Raw genomic sequence first — 17033 nt, forward strand, 5'->3', positions numbered from 1 at the left:
AGAAGAAAGGTTAGTTTGTTCTTTTTTAAAACTATTATAACCTTTATTTAAAGCTGGAGATTTAGATTTTACCTCTTTAGATTTGCGTGGTTTACGCACTAATTGGTTAATTGTAGGCATGCTGTGTTTCCTCCCTTCCATACTTTATTAAGCCCACATATCCAGGTGGTTCATTTTTTAGCAAAAACAAAGTTTTTGTAGAATTTTTTCACCTACAAAAACTGTTTTAGCGAGTAATAGCAACAGTAGCAGCCCCTACATCGATTCCACAGGCTTTTCCAAGCTCCTTCATAGAATCAACCGTAACAATTGGTACATTCATCTCTTTCGCAACATCAATTACTCGATTTTTGATTTTATCATCTGCATCGAGTGCGACAATTACTTCAACTACTTGACCAGATTTAAGAGCTTTTACTGTTTGTTTAGTTCCTATAATTTTATTGCTAGCTTTCTTTACTTTTTCATAAGACATTGATATATCCTCCAAAGTAAAAGCTAAATAGGAGTACCTTTGCTATATTATCATTTTGAAAATTACATGTCAATATTTTTTTAAATAAAGTTGCACCAATCCCATCGAACCTAATTGATGGGATGGTACAACTTTATCATTTAAATATTCACAGGATCTGTTTGACCTTCTTCTACTTCTACTATTTTTGGTTCAGCTTTTCTATAACGTTGCATTCCAGTACCAGCAGGTACTAGTTTTCCGATGATGACATTCTCTTTTAATCCTAGTAACTCATCACGTTTTCCTTTAATTGCTGCGTCTGTAAGAACTCTTGTTGTTTCTTGGAATGAGGCAGCTGATAAGAATGAGTCTGTTTCTAGTGATGCTTTAGTAATACCAAGTAGTACTGGACGTCCTGTAGCTGGTGCTTTTCCTTCTAACAGTGCTTTTTCATTCGCATCTGTAAATTGGTGAATATCTAGCAATGAACCAGGTAATACATCTGTATCCCCTGCGTCAACTACCCTTACTTTACGGAGCATTTGACGAACCATTACTTCAATATGTTTATCACCAATTTCAACACCTTGCATACGGTAAACTTTTTGAACTTCTCTCAATAGGTAAGTTTGAACAGCTGCTAAACCTTTAACTTTAAGTAATTCTTTAGGGTCAATGGATCCTTCTGTTAAAATTTGACCACTTTCTACCTGATCTCCAACAGAAACTTTTAAGCGAGCTGTATACGGAGCTTGATATGTTCTTGTTTCAAACTCCCCTTGGATCGTAATCTCATGTTGACGGTCTCTTCCTTCATTAATGGCCGTTACGACACCATCAATTTCAGAGATGATTGCTTGACCTCTAGGATTACGAGCCTCGAATAGCTCTTGGATACGCGGTAAACCTTGTGTAATATCGTCTCCAGCTACTCCTCCAGTATGGAAGGTACGCATTGTTAACTGTGTACCAGGTTCACCGATGGATTGTGCAGCGATGATACCAACCGCTTCACCAACTTCAACTTTTTGACCAGTCGCCAAGTTACGACCATAACATCTTTCACATACACCATGGCGAGTGTTACATGTAAACACTGAGCGAATCCATACTTCTTCAATGCCAGCATCCACGATTTCTTTCGCAATATCTTCTGTGATCATTTCATTCTCAGAAACAATCACTTCTCCTGTTTGTGGATGTTTCACTCTTTTTCTTGAATAACGACCGATTAGACGTTCTTCTAAAGTTTCAATTACTTCTGTACCATCTTTCAATGGTCCTACCAAAATACCTCTGTCTGTTCCGCAATCTTCTTCTCGGACGATTACATCTTGCGCAACATCTACTAAACGGCGAGTCAAGTAACCTGAGTCCGCTGTTTTTAAAGCTGTATCAGCTAATCCTTTACGTGCTCCGTGTGTAGAAATGAAGTATTCTAACACCGTTAGACCTTCTCGGAAACTTGATTTAATTGGTAATTCAATAATTCGACCAGCCGGGTTAGCCATTAATCCACGCATACCTGCTAGCTGTGTAAAGTTTGAAGCATTACCACGGGCACCGGAATCACTCATCATAAAGATAGGATTCAATCTGTCTAGAGATTCCATTAACTTACCTTGAATCTCATCTTTTGCTGAACTCCAAATAGAAATGACACGATCATATCTTTCTTCTTCAGTAATCAATCCGCGTTTAAATTGTTTTAAAACGTTATCTACTTTTCTTTGAGATTCTTCTAAGATTTTTTCTTTTTCAGGCAATACTACAATATCAGCAATACCGATTGTAATTCCTGCTCTTGTAGAGTATTTGAAACCTAAATCTTTCATTCGGTCTAACATCTTAGAAGTCTCAGTGATTTTAAAACGTTTAAACACTTCTGCGATAATATTTCCTAAAATTCCTTTCTTGAATGGTGGGATTAAAGGACGAGACTTAATAATTTCTTTCACATTTTCATATGGCTCTACAAAATATTTTTCCGGTGTTTTTACTTCAAGATTCTCTTTAGTTGGCTCGTTTATATATGGGAACGATTCTGGGAGAATCTCGTTAAAAATAAGTTTACCTACTGTTGTAAGTAAAAGCATTTTATTTTGTTTTTCGGTAAAGGTAGGGTTATTTAATGATCCTGCTGCAACTGCTATACGGGAATGTAAATGTACATATCCATTTTGATATGCAATTAATGCTTCATTAGCATCTTTAAAGATCATTCCTTCTCCAATTGCGCCTTCTCTCTCTAGCGTTAAATAATAGTTTCCTAACACCATGTCTTGAGAAGGTGTAACAACAGGCTTACCATCTTTAGGGTTTAAAATGTTTTGGGCAGCAAGCATTAGCATACGTGCTTCCGCTTGTGCTTCCGCTGATAAAGGAACGTGAACCGCCATTTGGTCACCGTCAAAGTCAGCGTTATAAGCTGTACAAACTAGCGGATGCAATCGGATTGCTCGGCCTTCAACTAGTGTTGGTTCAAACGCTTGTATTCCTAAACGGTGAAGTGTAGGAGCACGGTTCAGCAGTACAGGATGCTCTCTAATAACCTCTTCTAACACATCCCATACTTCAGGGTGAACACGTTCAATTTTTCGTTTTGCAGATTTAATATTATGAGCATATCCTTTCGCAACAAGCTCTTTCATTACAAAAGGTTTAAATAACTCTAAAGCCATTTCTTTTGGCAAACCACATTGATACATTTTTAAATTAGGTCCAACTACGATAACAGAACGACCGGAATAGTCAACACGTTTTCCTAATAAGTTTTGACGGAAACGTCCTTGTTTTCCTTTTAACATATGTGAAAGTGATTTTAACGGTCTGTTTCCTGGACCTGTAACAGGTCTGCCGCGTCGTCCGTTATCAATTAAAGCGTCGACCGCCTCTTGAAGCATTCTTTTTTCGTTTTGCACAATAATACTTGGAGCGCCTAAATCTAAAAGACGTTTTAATCGATTGTTACGATTAATAACGCGACGATACAAGTCATTCAAATCTGACGTAGCAAAACGTCCTCCATCTAATTGAACCATCGGACGCAATTCAGGAGGAATTACAGGTAAGACATCTAATACCATCCAAGATGGGTCATTACCAGAATTTCTGAATGCTTCTAGAACTTCTAATCTTTTTATTGCTCTAGTTCTTCTTTGACCTTGAGCAGTTTTTAGTTCTTCTTTCAGCATTTCAGCTTCTTTTTCAATATCAATATCTTGTAGAAGTTTTTTTATAGCTTCTGCACCCATTGCAGCTTGGAATCTTGTTCCATATTTTTCCCTATATGCACGATACTCTTTTTCAGAAAGTAGTTGTTTTTTCTCCAAAGGTGTATCAGCTGGATCGATAACAACATAGGATGCAAAATAAATAACTTCTTCTAAAGCCCTAGGGGACATGTCTAAGACAAGCCCCATACGGCTAGGTATACCTTTGAAATACCAGATGTGTGTTACAGGGGCTGCTAATTCAATATGCCCCATGCGTTCACGTCTAACTTTTGCACGTGTTACTTCAACACCACATCGATCACAAACTACTCCTTTATAACGCACTCTTTTGTACTTACCGCAATGACATTCCCAATCTTTTGTTGGACCGAATATTCTTTCACAAAACAATCCATCTTTTTCTGGTTTTAATGTGCGATAATTAATTGTTTCAGGTTTTTTTACTTCACCGTAGGACCAAGAACGAATTTTATCAGGTGAAGCTAAGCCAATTTTCATATACTCAAAATTGTTAACATCTAGCAAGGAGCCTACCTCCCTTTTCGTCTCAGGTTTTACCCTATCTGCTATTCTTTAGCGACCACAGTTTCAGACTCTTGATTTTGAGGTTCTGATACAATTGTTAAAGATTCAGTTTGATGTAAATCATCATCTTCTTCTAAATCTCTCATTTCAATTTCTTCATCATTGCTAGAAAGAATTTTTACGTCCATTCCTAAACTTTGAAGCTCTTTAATTAGAACTTTGAATGATTCAGGGACACCTGGCTCTGGTACATTTTCCCCTTTAACAATAGCTTCATAAGTTTTCACACGACCGACAATATCATCTGATTTAACAGTAAGGATTTCTTGGAGTGTATAGGCAGCACCATAAGCTTCTAATGCCCAAACCTCCATCTCACCAAACCTTTGTCCTCCAAATTGAGCTTTACCACCAAGTGGTTGTTGGGTAACTAGAGAGTATGGTCCTGTTGAACGTGCATGAAGCTTATCGTCAACCATGTGCGCTAATTTAATCATGTACATGACTCCGACGGATACGCGGTTATCAAATGGTTCCCCAGTTCGTCCGTCATAAAGGATGGTTTTAGCATCACTAGCCATACCTGCTTCTTTTATAGTTTCCCAAACATCTTCTTCAGTCGCTCCGTCAAATACAGGGGATGCGACATGAATTCCTAAACGTTTTGCAGCCATACCTAGGTGCAATTCTAAAACTTGCCCAATATTCATACGAGATGGAACACCCAATGGATTTAGCATGATATCAATTGGTGTACCGTCTGGTAAGAATGGCATATCTTCTACTGGGAGGATTTTAGAGATAACCCCTTTATTACCATGGCGACCAGCCATTTTATCCCCTTCAGAAATTTTCCGTTTTTGGACAATATAAACACGAACAAGCTGGTTCACTCCAGGAGGTAATTCATCTCCATCCTCACGATTAAATACTTTTACGTCGAGAACGATTCCTCCGCCACCATGCGGCACACGTAAAGATGTATCGCGAACTTCTCGAGCTTTTTCTCCAAAAATCGCATGTAAAAGACGTTCTTCAGCTGTAAGCTCCGTCATACCTTTCGGTGTTACTTTACCTACAAGAAGATCTCCATCTTTAACTTCTGCTCCAATCCGGACAATTCCACGGTCATCTAGATTACGGAGAGCATCTTCTCCAACATTAGGGATGTCTCGAGTAATTTCTTCTGGTCCCAATTTTGTATCCCGAGACTCAGATTCATACTCTTCAATATGAATAGATGTATAAACATCATCTTTCACAAGACGTTCGCTCATGATAATTGCATCTTCATAGTTATAACCATCCCAAGTCATGAAGGCTACTAATACGTTTCTTCCTAACGCCAATTCACCTTTATCCATGGAAGGTCCATCTGCTAAAATTTCACCTTTTTTAACTCGATCTCCCACTTTTACAATTGGGCGTTGGTTATAGCATGTACCTTGGTTAGAGCGAACAAATTTTAATAAATTATATTTGTCTAAGTCTCCTAGCACTTCTTGTCCATCAACTATATTAATTCGGCGAACTCGAATTTCCTTTGATTGGACATATTCTACAATTCCATCATGTTTACAAATAACTGCTGCACCAGAATCTCTCGCAGATACGTGTTCCATACCAGTACCTACAATTGGTGCTTCAGGATTTAATAATGGAACTGCTTGACGCTGCATGTTCGCTCCCATTAGAGCACGGTTTGAGTCATCGTTTTCTAGGAAAGGAATACATGCAGTAGCTGCTGAAACCACTTGTTTAGGAGATACATCCACATAATCTACTCGATCACTGCTAATAACGATGTTTTCTCCTCGGAATCTAGCTACAACTTCGTCATCGATAAAAGAGCCATCTTCTGCTATTCTCACATTTGCTTGGGCAACAACATAGTTGTCTTCTTCATCAGCAGTTAAGTAATCAATCTGATCAGTAATTTTTCCAGTTTCCGGATCTACTTTACGGTATGGAGTTTCTATAAATCCAAAACGATTTACTTTCGCATAAGTAGATAGTGAGTTAATTAATCCAATGTTTGGACCTTCCGGAGTTTCAATCGGACACATACGACCATAGTGAGAGTAGTGAACGTCACGCACTTCCATACCAGCGCGCTCACGTGTTAAACCACCAGGTCCTAACGCAGACAAACGGCGTTTATGCGTTAACTCAGCTAATGGGTTTGTTTGATCCATGAATTGCGAAAGTTGAGAACTTCCAAAGAACTCTTTAATCGATGCAATAACAGGTCTAATATTAATTAACTGTTGGGGTGTAATCGTTGCAGTATCCTGAATGGACATTCTTTCACGAACTACTCTTTCCATTCTAGAAAGTCCGATACGGAATTGGTTTTGCAACAATTCACCAACTGAACGTAATCTGCGGTTTCCTAAATGATCAATATCGTCAGTGTCCCCTACATTATGTAATAAATTGAAAAAGTAGCTAATTGACGCAACGATATCAGAAACCGTAATATGCTTTATCTTTTCATCAACGTAGGCATTACTAATAATGTTAATAACTTTATTATCATTATCATTTGGTGCGTATATTTTTATTGATTGTACTAACACTTTATCTTCAACTATTCCATTTGAAAGTGAGAATGTTCTAAAACCTATTCCATTCTCAAGATAAGGAATAATCTTATCAAGTGTTCGGCGATCTAAAACGGTTCCTTTTTCTGCGATAATTTCTCCCGTTTCAGGATCAGCCAATGTTTCAGCTAGTCGTTGATTGAATAGACGATTTTTTATGTGCAATTTTTTATTGATTTTATATCTTCCAACACTTGCAAGATCATAGCGTTTTGGATCAAAGAAACGAGAAATTAATAGATTTTTTGCATTCTCAATAGTTGGAGGCTCTCCTGGACGGAGTCTCTCATAGATTTCCAATAACGCCTTTTCTGTACTATCAGTATTGTCTTTTTCAAGTGTATTTCTTATATACTCATTATCACCGATTAGATCAATAATCTCTTGATCGGTGCTAAACCCTAACGCTCTTAATAATACAGTTACAGGTAATTTACGAGTACGATCAATTCGGACGTATACTACGTCTTTTGCATCTGTTTCGTACTCAAGCCAAGCACCTCTATTTGGAATAACTGTAGCTGTATAACCACGTTTACCATTTTTGTCTACTTTCGCACTAAAGTAGACACTTGGTGAACGTACTAATTGTGATACAATAACTCGCTCTGCTCCGTTTATGATGAATGTTCCGTTTTCTGTCATTAACGGGAAATCACCCATAAATACTTCCTGGTCTTTAACTTCACCAGTCTCTTTATTTACGAGCCTTACCTTTACTCGTAGTGGAGCAGAATATGTTACATCTCTCTCTTTAGATTCTTCAACAGGATATTTAGGTTCACCTAAACTATAATCTATAAATTCTAAAGCTAAATTTCCTGTGAAGTCTTCAATTGGGGAAATATCTTGAAACATTTCCTTTAATCCTTCATCTAAAAACCATTGGTATGAAGCTGTTTGAATCTCAATGAGATTAGGTAATTCCAGAACTTCACGAATTCTGGCATAACTTCGCCGTTGGCGGTGTCGTCCGTACTGAACTAGTTGACCTGTCAACTGATTCACCCCTCAAATCAAGCGTATTAATAAATGTTTATTCTCGTGTAAAAACACGATAGGTAAACACAAAAAGAAAAAGGGTTTCTTGCGAAAACCACAGTTTCATGTAAGCACTTTTATTTTTGTTATTTTTTCCAGTTATACCGAATTATATACTTGATGTCATTTAATTTGGGGGCAACCGGAAAATAATATATTGGCATTATATAATAATAGCATACAGGATTTTTCCAGTCAATATTTTTTAGCTCGGATAATCCAGTACCCTTTTTTCTTTTCTACTACCTCTACATGAGGAAAAATTTCTTCTAATTTTGTTAGAGCGGATGGGGCACCTTGCTTCTTTTGAATTACTACCCACAGTTCACCTTCTTTATGTAATCTAGGATAGCTCTGTTCAAATATATCGTGGACAATTTTTTTCCCAGCTCTGATTGGTGGATTTGTAAGAATTGCTGCAAATGAGGAGTCTACATTCGTAAGTCGGTCACTTTCATATATAATGACATTGTTGATATGATTTAATTGTGCGTTTTCTCTAGCTAAAGATAACGCCCGTTCATTGATATCAATCATATGCACAGTTCGCTTTTCATAAAGCTTCGCAACAGTTAAGCCAATGGGACCGTAGCCACAGCCGACATCTAATATTGGCCCTTCTACTGTTGGAAATTCAAATGTTTCAATTAATAATCTTGAACCAAAATCGATCTCATTTTTTGAAAATACTCCACGATCTGCCTTAAATATGAAGTTCAGTCCTCTAATGGTACTATTCCATGTAAATGGATTACTTTCGGTATTTGGTGTACGAGAGTAATAATGTTCTGTCAAAGCTTTTGCCTCCATGCTTTTTTTTACATTATTTCCATAACCATTATTCAATACTTATTAAACGAATGTTTTGCAAATAAATAGGAAAAAAGCTCGCCAGAAAAGCGAGCTTTATGCTACATTACTTAACTTCAACGTTTGCTCCAACTTCTTCAAGTTTAGCTTTAATTTCTCCAGCTTCTTCTTTAGAAGCACCTTCTTTGATTGGTTTTGGAGTGTTGTCAACAAGTTCTTTAGCTTCTTTAAGTCCAAGACCAGTGATTTCGCGAACAACTTTAATAACTTTGATTTTTTGAGCACCTGCATCAGCAAGAATTACATCGAATTCAGTTTTTTCTGCAGCAGCATCGCCACCAGCAGCACCGCCTACTACAGCTACAGGAGCAGCAGCAGTTACTCCGAATTCTTCTTCAATTGCTTTAACTAATTCGTTTAATTCTAAAACAGTCATATTTTTAACCGCTTCAATGATTTGTTCTTTAGTCATTTTAAAATTTCCTCCTTATTTCATTTCATTAAAATTAATTTTTAACACGTTAGATACTCGATATTAAGCTCCTTGTTCTTCTTTTTGATCAGCAACAGCTTTTGCTGCAAGAGCAAAGTTGCGGATAGGAGCTTGAAGAACGCTAAGCAACATAGAAAGTAAACCTTCGCGAGATGGTAGATCTGCTAATGCTTTAATCTCTTCAACTGTTGCAAAATTACCTTCAATAACACCAGCTTTAATTTCTAATGCTTCATGCTTTTTAGCAAATTCATTAATAATTTTTGCAGGTGCAACAGCATCAGTTTCACAGAATGCAATTGCGCTAGGTCCAACTAATACATCATTTAATTCAGATAAATTAGCAGCCTCAGCAGCTCTACGAGATAAAGTATTTTTGTATACTTTAAATTCTACACCTGCTTCACGAAGTTGTTTGCGAAGTTCAGTAACCTCTGCAACATTTAAACCACGGTAGTCAACGACTACAGTTGTTTGGCTGTTTTTTAACTTATTAGTAATCTCTTCAACAATTAGTTTCTTTTGTTCAACAGCACTGCTCATGGGTACACCTCCTATTTATTCCATTTCACACACAAGTACCTGAAATAAAATACCTCCATATCCGTAGACATGGAGGTAGTAGAGGACATAGTTTTATATCAATCATTCTATGTTCAATACCTCGGTAGGATATTAAGCTTCATCAGCACCTACTGTCTACGGTACATATGTGTTTTGTAACAACATTATTTATTATATATTTAATTAACAAAATGTCAAATTAATTTTTTACCACTACAGATGAAGGGTCAACCTTAATTCCAGGTCCCATAGTAGAAGTTACAGTAACATTTTTCATGTAAGTTCCTTTAGCTGCAGCAGGTTTCACTTTTAATAATGTTTCAAAAATTGTAGTAAAGTTTTCTGCTAGTTTTTCTGCATCAAAAGAAACTTTTCCAATTGGAACATGAACGTTACCATTTCTATCTAAGCGATATTCAACCTTACCAGCTTTGATTTCAGAAACAGCTTTAGCAACATCAAAAGTTACTGTACCAGTTTTTGGGTTTGGCATTAAACCTTTTGGTCCTAATACACGACCTAATTTACCTACTTCACCCATCATATCTGGAGTAGCTACGATTACATCAAAATCAAACCAACCTTGGTTAATTTTGTTGATATATTCAGTATCACCAACATAGTCTGCTCCAGCAGCTTCAGCTTCTTTAGCTTTTTCTCCTTTAGCAAAAACAAGCACTTTTTGAGTTTTTCCAGTACCGTTTGGTAGAACAACAGCACCACGAATTTGTTGATCAGCTTTTTTAGGATCTAATCCTAAACGAAATGCTGCTTCAACAGTAGCGTCAAAATTTGCAACACTTGTTTTTTTAACTAGTTCCATTGCTTCAGAAACAGAATAAGCTTTTGAGCGGTCAACTAGTTTTTGAGCTTCTAAATATTTTTTACCTCTTTTAGCCATTTAACATTTCCTCCTTATTGTGGTTTTAGCGGAATAACCTCCCACGAATAAAGGTTGCGACTGAATAAATCAGCTTCGCAACCCTACGCACAGAAGACAATTAGTCAACGATGGTAATACCCATGCTACGTGCAGTACCTTCAACCATACGCATAGCAGCTTCAACATCAGCTGCGTTTAAATCTGGCATTTTAGTTTCTGCAATCTCGCGTACTTTATCACGCTTGATTGTAGCTACTTTATTACGATTTGGCTCACCAGAACCAGACTCAATTCCAGCCGCTTTTTTAAGAAGTACAGCAGCAGGTGGAGTTTTCGTAATAAATGTAAATGAACGGTCTTCAAACACCGTAATTTCAACTGGAATAATTAAACCAGCTTGATCAGCTGTGCGTGCGTTAAATTCTTTACAGAATCCCATGATGTTAACTCCAGCTTGACCTAATGCAGGACCAACTGGTGGCGCAGGGTTTGCTTTTCCTGCAGGGATTTGTAATTTTACAACTTTAATTACTTTTTTAGCCACGAGACACACCTCCTTAAGTCCGTGATGTGGTATTTGGGGTTTCCCCCTCCCACTCCTATTCTTCTCTATATAAATTAAGAGATTAACTTTTTGTCTTGTCTCAATCCGAGACATACTGACTTAAAAATCTTATCATCTTTCAAAATGAATTTCAAGTTTTTTATAATTTATCAATTTGTGAATAATCAAGTTCTAGTGGAGTTTCTCTTCCAAACATATTCACTAAAACTTTAATTTTCGCTTTTTCCTTATCAATTCCTTCTACAGTACCTGTAAAGTCTTTAAATGGACCTTCTTTTACTTTAACTGTTTCTCCTATTTCAAAGTCAATATCAATTTTCTTTTCGTCCATACCCATTCGTTTTAATATGGCATTGACTTCTTCTGGAAGTAAAGGTGTTGGTTTTGACCCAGCACCAGATGATCCTACAAAACCTGTAACACCTGGTGTGTTTCGTACCACATACCAAGAATCGTCAGTCATAATTAATTCTACTAAGACATAACCAGGAAAAACTTTTTTCATCGAAACTTTTTTCTTACCATTTTTAATATCAGTTTCTTCTTCCTCTGGGACAATGACTCTAAAAATTTTATCTTGCATACCCATTGATTCTACACGTTTTTCCAAGTTCGCCTTTACTTTATTTTCATAACCAGAATACGTATGAACCACATACCAATTTTTCTCCATTTATAAGGACTTTTCGTCCAACCCTCCTATAACACGATATAGTTTATTCCTTTTTTTCTAATGAAAAAACCCGTTAAACCGGGTTTTTGTTTCTTACTTGTTTTTACCATTATACATTATAACAAAAGAAATTGTAGTTATTCATTAATTTAAGGTATAAGTTCAATTAATTGTGTAATTCCAAGATCAAGAAGAGCAAAGAAGATAACAAAAAACGCTACTGTTGATATTACAGTAATTGTGTAGCGAACAAGTTCTTTTCTACGCGGCCAACTGACCTTTCTCATTTCTTTTGCAACGTCGCGGAAAAACTTTATGATTTTATTCATTTTGTACCTCCAAGGAAAGCGATTCAAGATCTACCTTTATTTTGTTTGTCGGTGATTTGTGTGAGCATTGCAATGTTTACAATATTTTTTTAATTCTAGCCGGTCTGATTTATGCTGTGTGGAAGGTACGGTATAGTTTCTTGAGCCACAATCAGAGCATGCCAATATTAATTTATTTTTCATACCTTCACCTACTTGGATAATTATCCATAAAAATTTAACACTGCCATTAAGGGAATGTCAATGGCTCCATAATAATAAAAATTTTTAATGAGACAACTCCCTAACTTCTAAATATCTTTCCAACTTTCGCTTAACTCTCTGGAGAGCATTATCGATAGATTTCACATGCCTGTTTAATTCCTCGGAAATTTCTTGGTAGGATTGTCCATCTAAATATAAAGCTAAAACTTTTCTCTCCAAGTCACTCAGAAGTTCAGACATCTTCACTTCAATATGATCGAATTCTTCTTGATTGATGATTAATTCCTCAGGGTCCATAACTTTAGCTCCTGAGATAATATCCATCAATGTTCGATCAGATTCTTCATCATAGATAGGCTTGTCCAGTGAAACATATGAATTAAGTGGAATATGTTTCTGGCGAGTAGCCGTTTTAATGGCTGTTATAATTTGACGAGTGATACAAAGCTCGGCGAAGGCTTTAAAAGATGAGAGTTTATCGTCTTTAAAATCACGAATGGCTTTATATAATCCAATCATACCTTCCTGAATAATATCCTCTCGATCCGCGCCAATTAAAAAATATGATCTGGCTTTCGCTCGAACAAAATTTCGGTACTTATGAATTAAATAATCTAATGCTTCGCTTTCACCTTTATGAACTAAGTCGACGATCTCTTCATCTTCTAGTTGCTCATATTTGTTAACAGGGCTATTCTCCATATTTTTTCCCACACATGATCACCTCGACCGCCCATACAATAGATAGAAATATTATACAGTAGTGTAAATTATAGCGTCAACCGGTCATTGTTTCCCACGTCGCCAATTTTCAAAAATTTCTGCTAGTTCTTTTGATAGAGGTATTTTAGAAATTGGTTTATTTTCCTGGATTTTTCTGACCTTTTTTTCAATCTTATTTTCTATCACTTTTATTTCTGTATAGAGTTCTCTAGCAGATTTTCTTAATGCTCCTTGTCCAAAAATCGCCCATTGTTCTGTGAAATCAGATGTTGCTACATGAATTTGAGTCCTTCTATTCCCAAGGTTCTTGGCTAATTTCTCGATACATTCATCTGCTGTTTCATTTTCTTTTGTAAATATGACATCAACCTTATAATCTTTATACTTTGTTTCCTTGCCTCGAACAAACTGTGCATCGAATACAACTATTACTTTATATCCTGTAAATGCTTGATATTCAGCCAATTGTTCAATCAGTTTAGTTCTAGCTAATTCTAAATCACTATTTTTTAATTCTCTTAAATGCGGCCAGGCACCGATCATGTTATACCCATCAACCAGCAATATGTCCATAGCCTTATTCCCCTATGCGGTCACGTTTTCTAAAAACTTCATACATTAATAAACCTGCTGCAACCGAAGCATTTAAGGAAGTCACATGTCCAGTCATAGGTAAACTTAGTAGAAAATCGCATTTTTCACGGATTAATCGTCCAATCCCTTTCCCTTCACTACCAATCACTAAAGCTAATGGTAATAATCCATCTATCTTTCTATAATCTATTTCTCCTTTAGCATCAGTTCCTGCAATCCATATTCCTTTCTCTTTTAAATCATCAATGGTCCGAGCTAAATTCGTGACCCGAGCAACAGGAATATGTTCAATCGCGCCAGTAGAAGCTTTTGCAACTGTTGCCGTTAAACCTACGGATCTTCGTTTAGGAATAATTATTCCGTGAACCCCTGTTGCATCAGCAGTTCTCATTATAGATCCTAAATTATGCGGGTCTTCAATTTCATCCAGAATTAATAAGAATGGAATTTCATTACGCTTTTTTGCTCTTTCTAAAATATCTTCCACTTCAAAATATTTATAAGCAGCAACTTGGGCAATGACTCCTTGATGGTTTCCGCCTTCAGATAATTGATCTATTTTCTTTTTCGGCACAAATTGAATTGGGACATTCGCCTCTTTTGCCATGCGAATTATCTCTTGAATGGGTCCTTTTTGAGCTCCTTCGGCAACTAAAATTTTATGAATTTCCCGCTTTGATCTTAATGTTTCTAAAACTGGGTTTCTTCCTAAAATCCAATCACTCGACATGTTATTCCTCCTTTCCTTTTTCAATCAAATGAATGGCAAAACTTATAATTTCTTCTAGTCGATCCATTTTCCTATTTAAAAAATGATATCCTACCAGCGCTTCAAAAGCCGTACTGTATCGATAGGTTTGAACATCGGTATTTTTAGGAATGGTCTTTGATTTTGCATTTCTTCCTCTTTTAATAACAGCGATTTCTTCTTCATCTACAAAACCTTGATTTATCATTTCGAGTACAATTTGGGCTTGTGCTTTAGCCGATACATACTCAGTAGAAGAACGATGCAAAAGGTGGGGTTTAACTCCACCTTTTTCTAATAAATGTTGCCTAACATAAACTTCAAAAACGGCATCGCCCATATATGCAAGCGCTAAGCTATTTAATTGTTTGGCATCAACCATCTTATGGATTAGATCCATTGATTCATCCTCTTTTCCACCTAGTTCCTTGCGGTGTATCTTCTAAAATAATGTTCATTGATTTTAATTGATCACGAATTTCATCAGCTAATTTAAAATTTCTTTCTTTTCTTGCTTCTATTCGTTTTTGAATTAATGCTTCAATCTCATCATCTAATAACTGTTCTTTCTCCAATGAAACTCCTAGCACATAGAAAAACTCTTCAAATGTTTGTAAAAATGCATCAATGATTTGAGTAGATGTATTTTTTTCCATTAAGTAATAATTAGATTGTTTCGTTAAGTCAAATATGACAGAAATTGCATTTGCTGTATTAAAATCGTCATCCATTTCCTTCACAAATTGATTTTTCAGACTTGTAATTTTATCTAACCATTCCTGGTCGTTTTCTGTAAGATTTGTACTTGCATTTTTGCGATGTTTTAGATTTTCGTAAGAAGTGCGTATTCTATCGAGCCCAGATTTTGTATTTTCTAATAACTCTTGACTGTAATTTACTGGATTTCGATAATGAACGGATAGTATAAAAAAGCGAAGAACATCAGGATCGTGTTGTTTAATAATATCATGGACTAATACGAAGTTTCCTAGGGACTTCGACATTTTTTCATTATCAATATTAATATATCCGTTATGCATCCAATAATTTGCAAAAGGCTTTCCCGTTAAAGCTTCGGATTGTGCAATCTCATTTTCGTGATGTGGAAAGGTTAGGTCTTGCCCTCCCGCATGTATATCAATCGTATCTCCCAGATACTTTCTAGCCATTGCTGAGCACTCTATATGCCAACCAGGGCGGCCTTTTCCCCATGGACTATCCCAGAAGATTTCCCCCTCTTTGGCTGCTTTCCATAAAGCAAAATCTAACGGATCTTGTTTCTTTTCCCCTACTTCAATACGAGAACCAAGTCTCAACTCATCAATGGATTGATGTGAAAGTTTTCCATAATCCTTAAATTTCCGTGTCCGATAATAAACATCACCATCAGACTCATAAGCATATCCTTTATCGATTAAGCCTTGGATAAATTCGATAATTGTATCAATATTTTCAGTAACACGCGGATGAACATCTGCCTTTAAGCATCCTAACGCTTGAACATCTTCAAAATAAGCTTTTATAAATCGTTCTGCTAATGCTGGCACTTCTTCCCCAAGTTCATTGGCTGCACGAATCAGCTTATCATCAACATCTGTAAAGTTTGAAACATATTGAACATCATAACCTCTATATTTTAGATACCTACGTACAGTATCAAAAACTATAGCAGGTCGAGCATTCCCAATATGAATGTAATTATATACGGTTGGGCCACAAACATACATTTTTACTTTGCCCTCTTCAATTGGCTTAAACTCTTCTTTTCTTCTAGTGAGCGTATTATATATTCGTATAGTCATTGGATGAACTCCTTTCTTTTTTTAATTTTTCTAGTTCGTCTCTTAATTGATTCATTTCATTTTCTAATTCTTTCAAACGGTCATTGATTGGGTCTGGAAGGTCAGTATGATTAAGATCTTTTGTAATTTTGACTCCATCTTTTACGACTACTTTTCCTGGTATCCCTACTACAGTTGAATTCGGCGGAACGTCCTTTAATACAACGGAACCCGCTCCAATTTTAGAATTTTCTCCGATTGTTATAGATCCTAAAACTTTAGCTCCTGTCGCAATTAAAACATTATCTTTTATCGTAGGATGTCGTTTCCCTTTTTCTTTTCCTGTACCACCTAAGGTAACTCCTTGATAAACAGTCACATTATCTCCGATTTCACACGTTTCGCCAATTACAACACCCATTCCATGATCTATGAAAAACCTTCTTCCAATTTTAGCCCCTGGATGGATTTCAATTCCTGTAAAAAAGCGACTAATTTGAGATATAAGACGAGCGATAAAGAAAAATTTTCTTTTATAAAAAGCGTGGGCAATACGGTGTGCCCAAATCGCATGAACCCCTGAATAGGTTAAAATGATTTCTAAATAACTTCTTGCTGCAGGGTCTTGGTCAAAGACAACATCGAGGTCCTCTTTCAACCGTTTAAACATTTTTCCAACCTCCTCTGATTTCTATAGTTGTCTAATAAAAAAAGCGTCTCTGATTTACAGAGACGCTTAATGCGCGGTTCCACTCTGTTTAGATCAGTAGAAAAAAACTACTAATCTCAACTTATCCCTTTAAC

At 36.4% G+C, this 17033-nt stretch carries 17 protein-coding genes, 1 pseudogene and 2 other annotated features (1 of these 20 only partly in view); all 18 genes and pseudogenes read right to left on the reverse strand.

What is annotated here, in order from left to right; translation table 11 throughout:
* Positions 1-120: pseudogene (locus tag AC3ASS_RS03780) on the reverse strand (30S ribosomal protein S12); the annotation flags it as partial.
* Between the two features lie 106 nt (positions 121-226).
* Positions 227-475 carry a 50S ribosomal protein L7ae-like protein gene (locus AC3ASS_RS03785; RefSeq protein WP_488282177.1) on the reverse strand — a complete coding sequence of 83 codons (249 nt, stop codon included), beginning with the start codon at positions 473-475 and terminating at the stop codon, positions 227-229.
* 140 nt (positions 476-615) lie between these two features.
* Entirely contained in the window at positions 616-4218 is a 3603-nt protein-coding gene (rpoC, locus tag AC3ASS_RS03790; protein ID WP_488282178.1) for a DNA-directed RNA polymerase subunit beta', read from the reverse strand.
* A 41-nt stretch (positions 4219-4259) separates the two neighbouring features.
* Positions 4260-7820 (reverse strand): DNA-directed RNA polymerase subunit beta, encoded by a 3561-nt coding sequence (rpoB, locus tag AC3ASS_RS03795; protein WP_488282179.1) that lies wholly within the window; start codon positions 7818-7820, stop codon positions 4260-4262.
* Positions 7821-8057: 237 nt separating this feature from the next.
* The gene (locus AC3ASS_RS03800; RefSeq protein WP_488282180.1) at positions 8058-8657 is read right to left on the reverse strand and encodes a class I SAM-dependent methyltransferase; all 600 of its coding nucleotides are present in this window, start codon (positions 8655-8657) and stop codon (positions 8058-8060) included.
* A 121-nt stretch (positions 8658-8778) separates the two neighbouring features.
* Positions 8779-9144 (reverse strand): 50S ribosomal protein L7/L12, encoded by a 366-nt coding sequence (gene rplL / locus AC3ASS_RS03805; RefSeq protein WP_488282181.1) that lies wholly within the window; start codon positions 9142-9144, stop codon positions 8779-8781.
* Between the two features lie 63 nt (positions 9145-9207).
* Complete coding sequence (gene rplJ / locus AC3ASS_RS03810) at positions 9208-9708, reverse strand: 50S ribosomal protein L10 (protein ID WP_488282182.1); 501 nt, start codon at positions 9706-9708, stop codon at positions 9208-9210.
* A gap of 37 nt (positions 9709-9745) precedes the next feature.
* Positions 9746-9888: a sequence feature (ribosomal protein L10 leader region), on the reverse strand.
* 40 nt (positions 9889-9928) lie between these two features.
* Entirely contained in the window at positions 9929-10630 is a 702-nt protein-coding gene (gene rplA / locus AC3ASS_RS03815) for a 50S ribosomal protein L1 (protein ID WP_488282183.1), read from the reverse strand.
* 100 nt (positions 10631-10730) lie between these two features.
* Positions 10731-11156, reverse strand: a complete 426-nt coding sequence (gene rplK / locus AC3ASS_RS03820; RefSeq protein ID WP_488282203.1) for a 50S ribosomal protein L11 — start codon at positions 11154-11156, stop codon at positions 10731-10733.
* Positions 11157-11316: 160 nt separating this feature from the next.
* Positions 11317-11850 (reverse strand): transcription termination/antitermination protein NusG, encoded by a 534-nt coding sequence (gene nusG, locus AC3ASS_RS03825; protein ID WP_488282184.1) that lies wholly within the window; start codon positions 11848-11850, stop codon positions 11317-11319.
* Between the two features lie 149 nt (positions 11851-11999).
* On the reverse strand, positions 12000-12179 hold the full coding sequence (gene secE, locus AC3ASS_RS03830; RefSeq protein WP_488282185.1) for a preprotein translocase subunit SecE: 180 nt from the start codon (positions 12177-12179) through the stop codon (positions 12000-12002).
* Positions 12180-12215: 36 nt separating this feature from the next.
* On the reverse strand, positions 12216-12362 hold the full coding sequence (rpmG, locus tag AC3ASS_RS03835) for a 50S ribosomal protein L33 (RefSeq protein WP_488282186.1): 147 nt from the start codon (positions 12360-12362) through the stop codon (positions 12216-12218).
* Between the two features lie 84 nt (positions 12363-12446).
* A complete protein-coding gene (gene sigH / locus AC3ASS_RS03840; RefSeq protein ID WP_488282204.1) occupies positions 12447-13085 on the reverse strand; it encodes an RNA polymerase sporulation sigma factor SigH in 639 nt (212 codons plus the stop codon).
* An 84-nt stretch (positions 13086-13169) separates the two neighbouring features.
* A complete protein-coding gene (locus AC3ASS_RS03845) occupies positions 13170-13679 on the reverse strand; it encodes an NYN domain-containing protein (protein ID WP_488282187.1) in 510 nt (169 codons plus the stop codon).
* A 4-nt stretch (positions 13680-13683) separates the two neighbouring features.
* The gene (gene rlmB / locus AC3ASS_RS03850; RefSeq protein ID WP_488282188.1) at positions 13684-14430 is read right to left on the reverse strand and encodes a 23S rRNA (guanosine(2251)-2'-O)-methyltransferase RlmB; all 747 of its coding nucleotides are present in this window, start codon (positions 14428-14430) and stop codon (positions 13684-13686) included.
* A 1-nt stretch (position 14431) separates the two neighbouring features.
* Positions 14432-14848, reverse strand: a complete 417-nt coding sequence (locus AC3ASS_RS03855; RefSeq protein ID WP_488282189.1) for a Mini-ribonuclease 3 — start codon at positions 14846-14848, stop codon at positions 14432-14434.
* Between the two features lie 4 nt (positions 14849-14852).
* On the reverse strand, positions 14853-16250 hold the full coding sequence (gene cysS, locus AC3ASS_RS03860) for a cysteine--tRNA ligase (RefSeq protein WP_488282190.1): 1398 nt from the start codon (positions 16248-16250) through the stop codon (positions 14853-14855).
* A complete protein-coding gene (gene cysE / locus AC3ASS_RS03865) occupies positions 16231-16899 on the reverse strand; it encodes a serine O-acetyltransferase (protein WP_488282191.1) in 669 nt (222 codons plus the stop codon). Before cysE ends, cysS begins: the two co-directional genes overlap by 20 nt.
* Before the next feature lie 55 nt (positions 16900-16954).
* Positions 16955-17033: a binding site (T-box leader), on the reverse strand (it continues 153 nt past the right edge of the window).

It is taken from the genome of Bacillus sp. JST-5 (assembly GCF_057747715.1).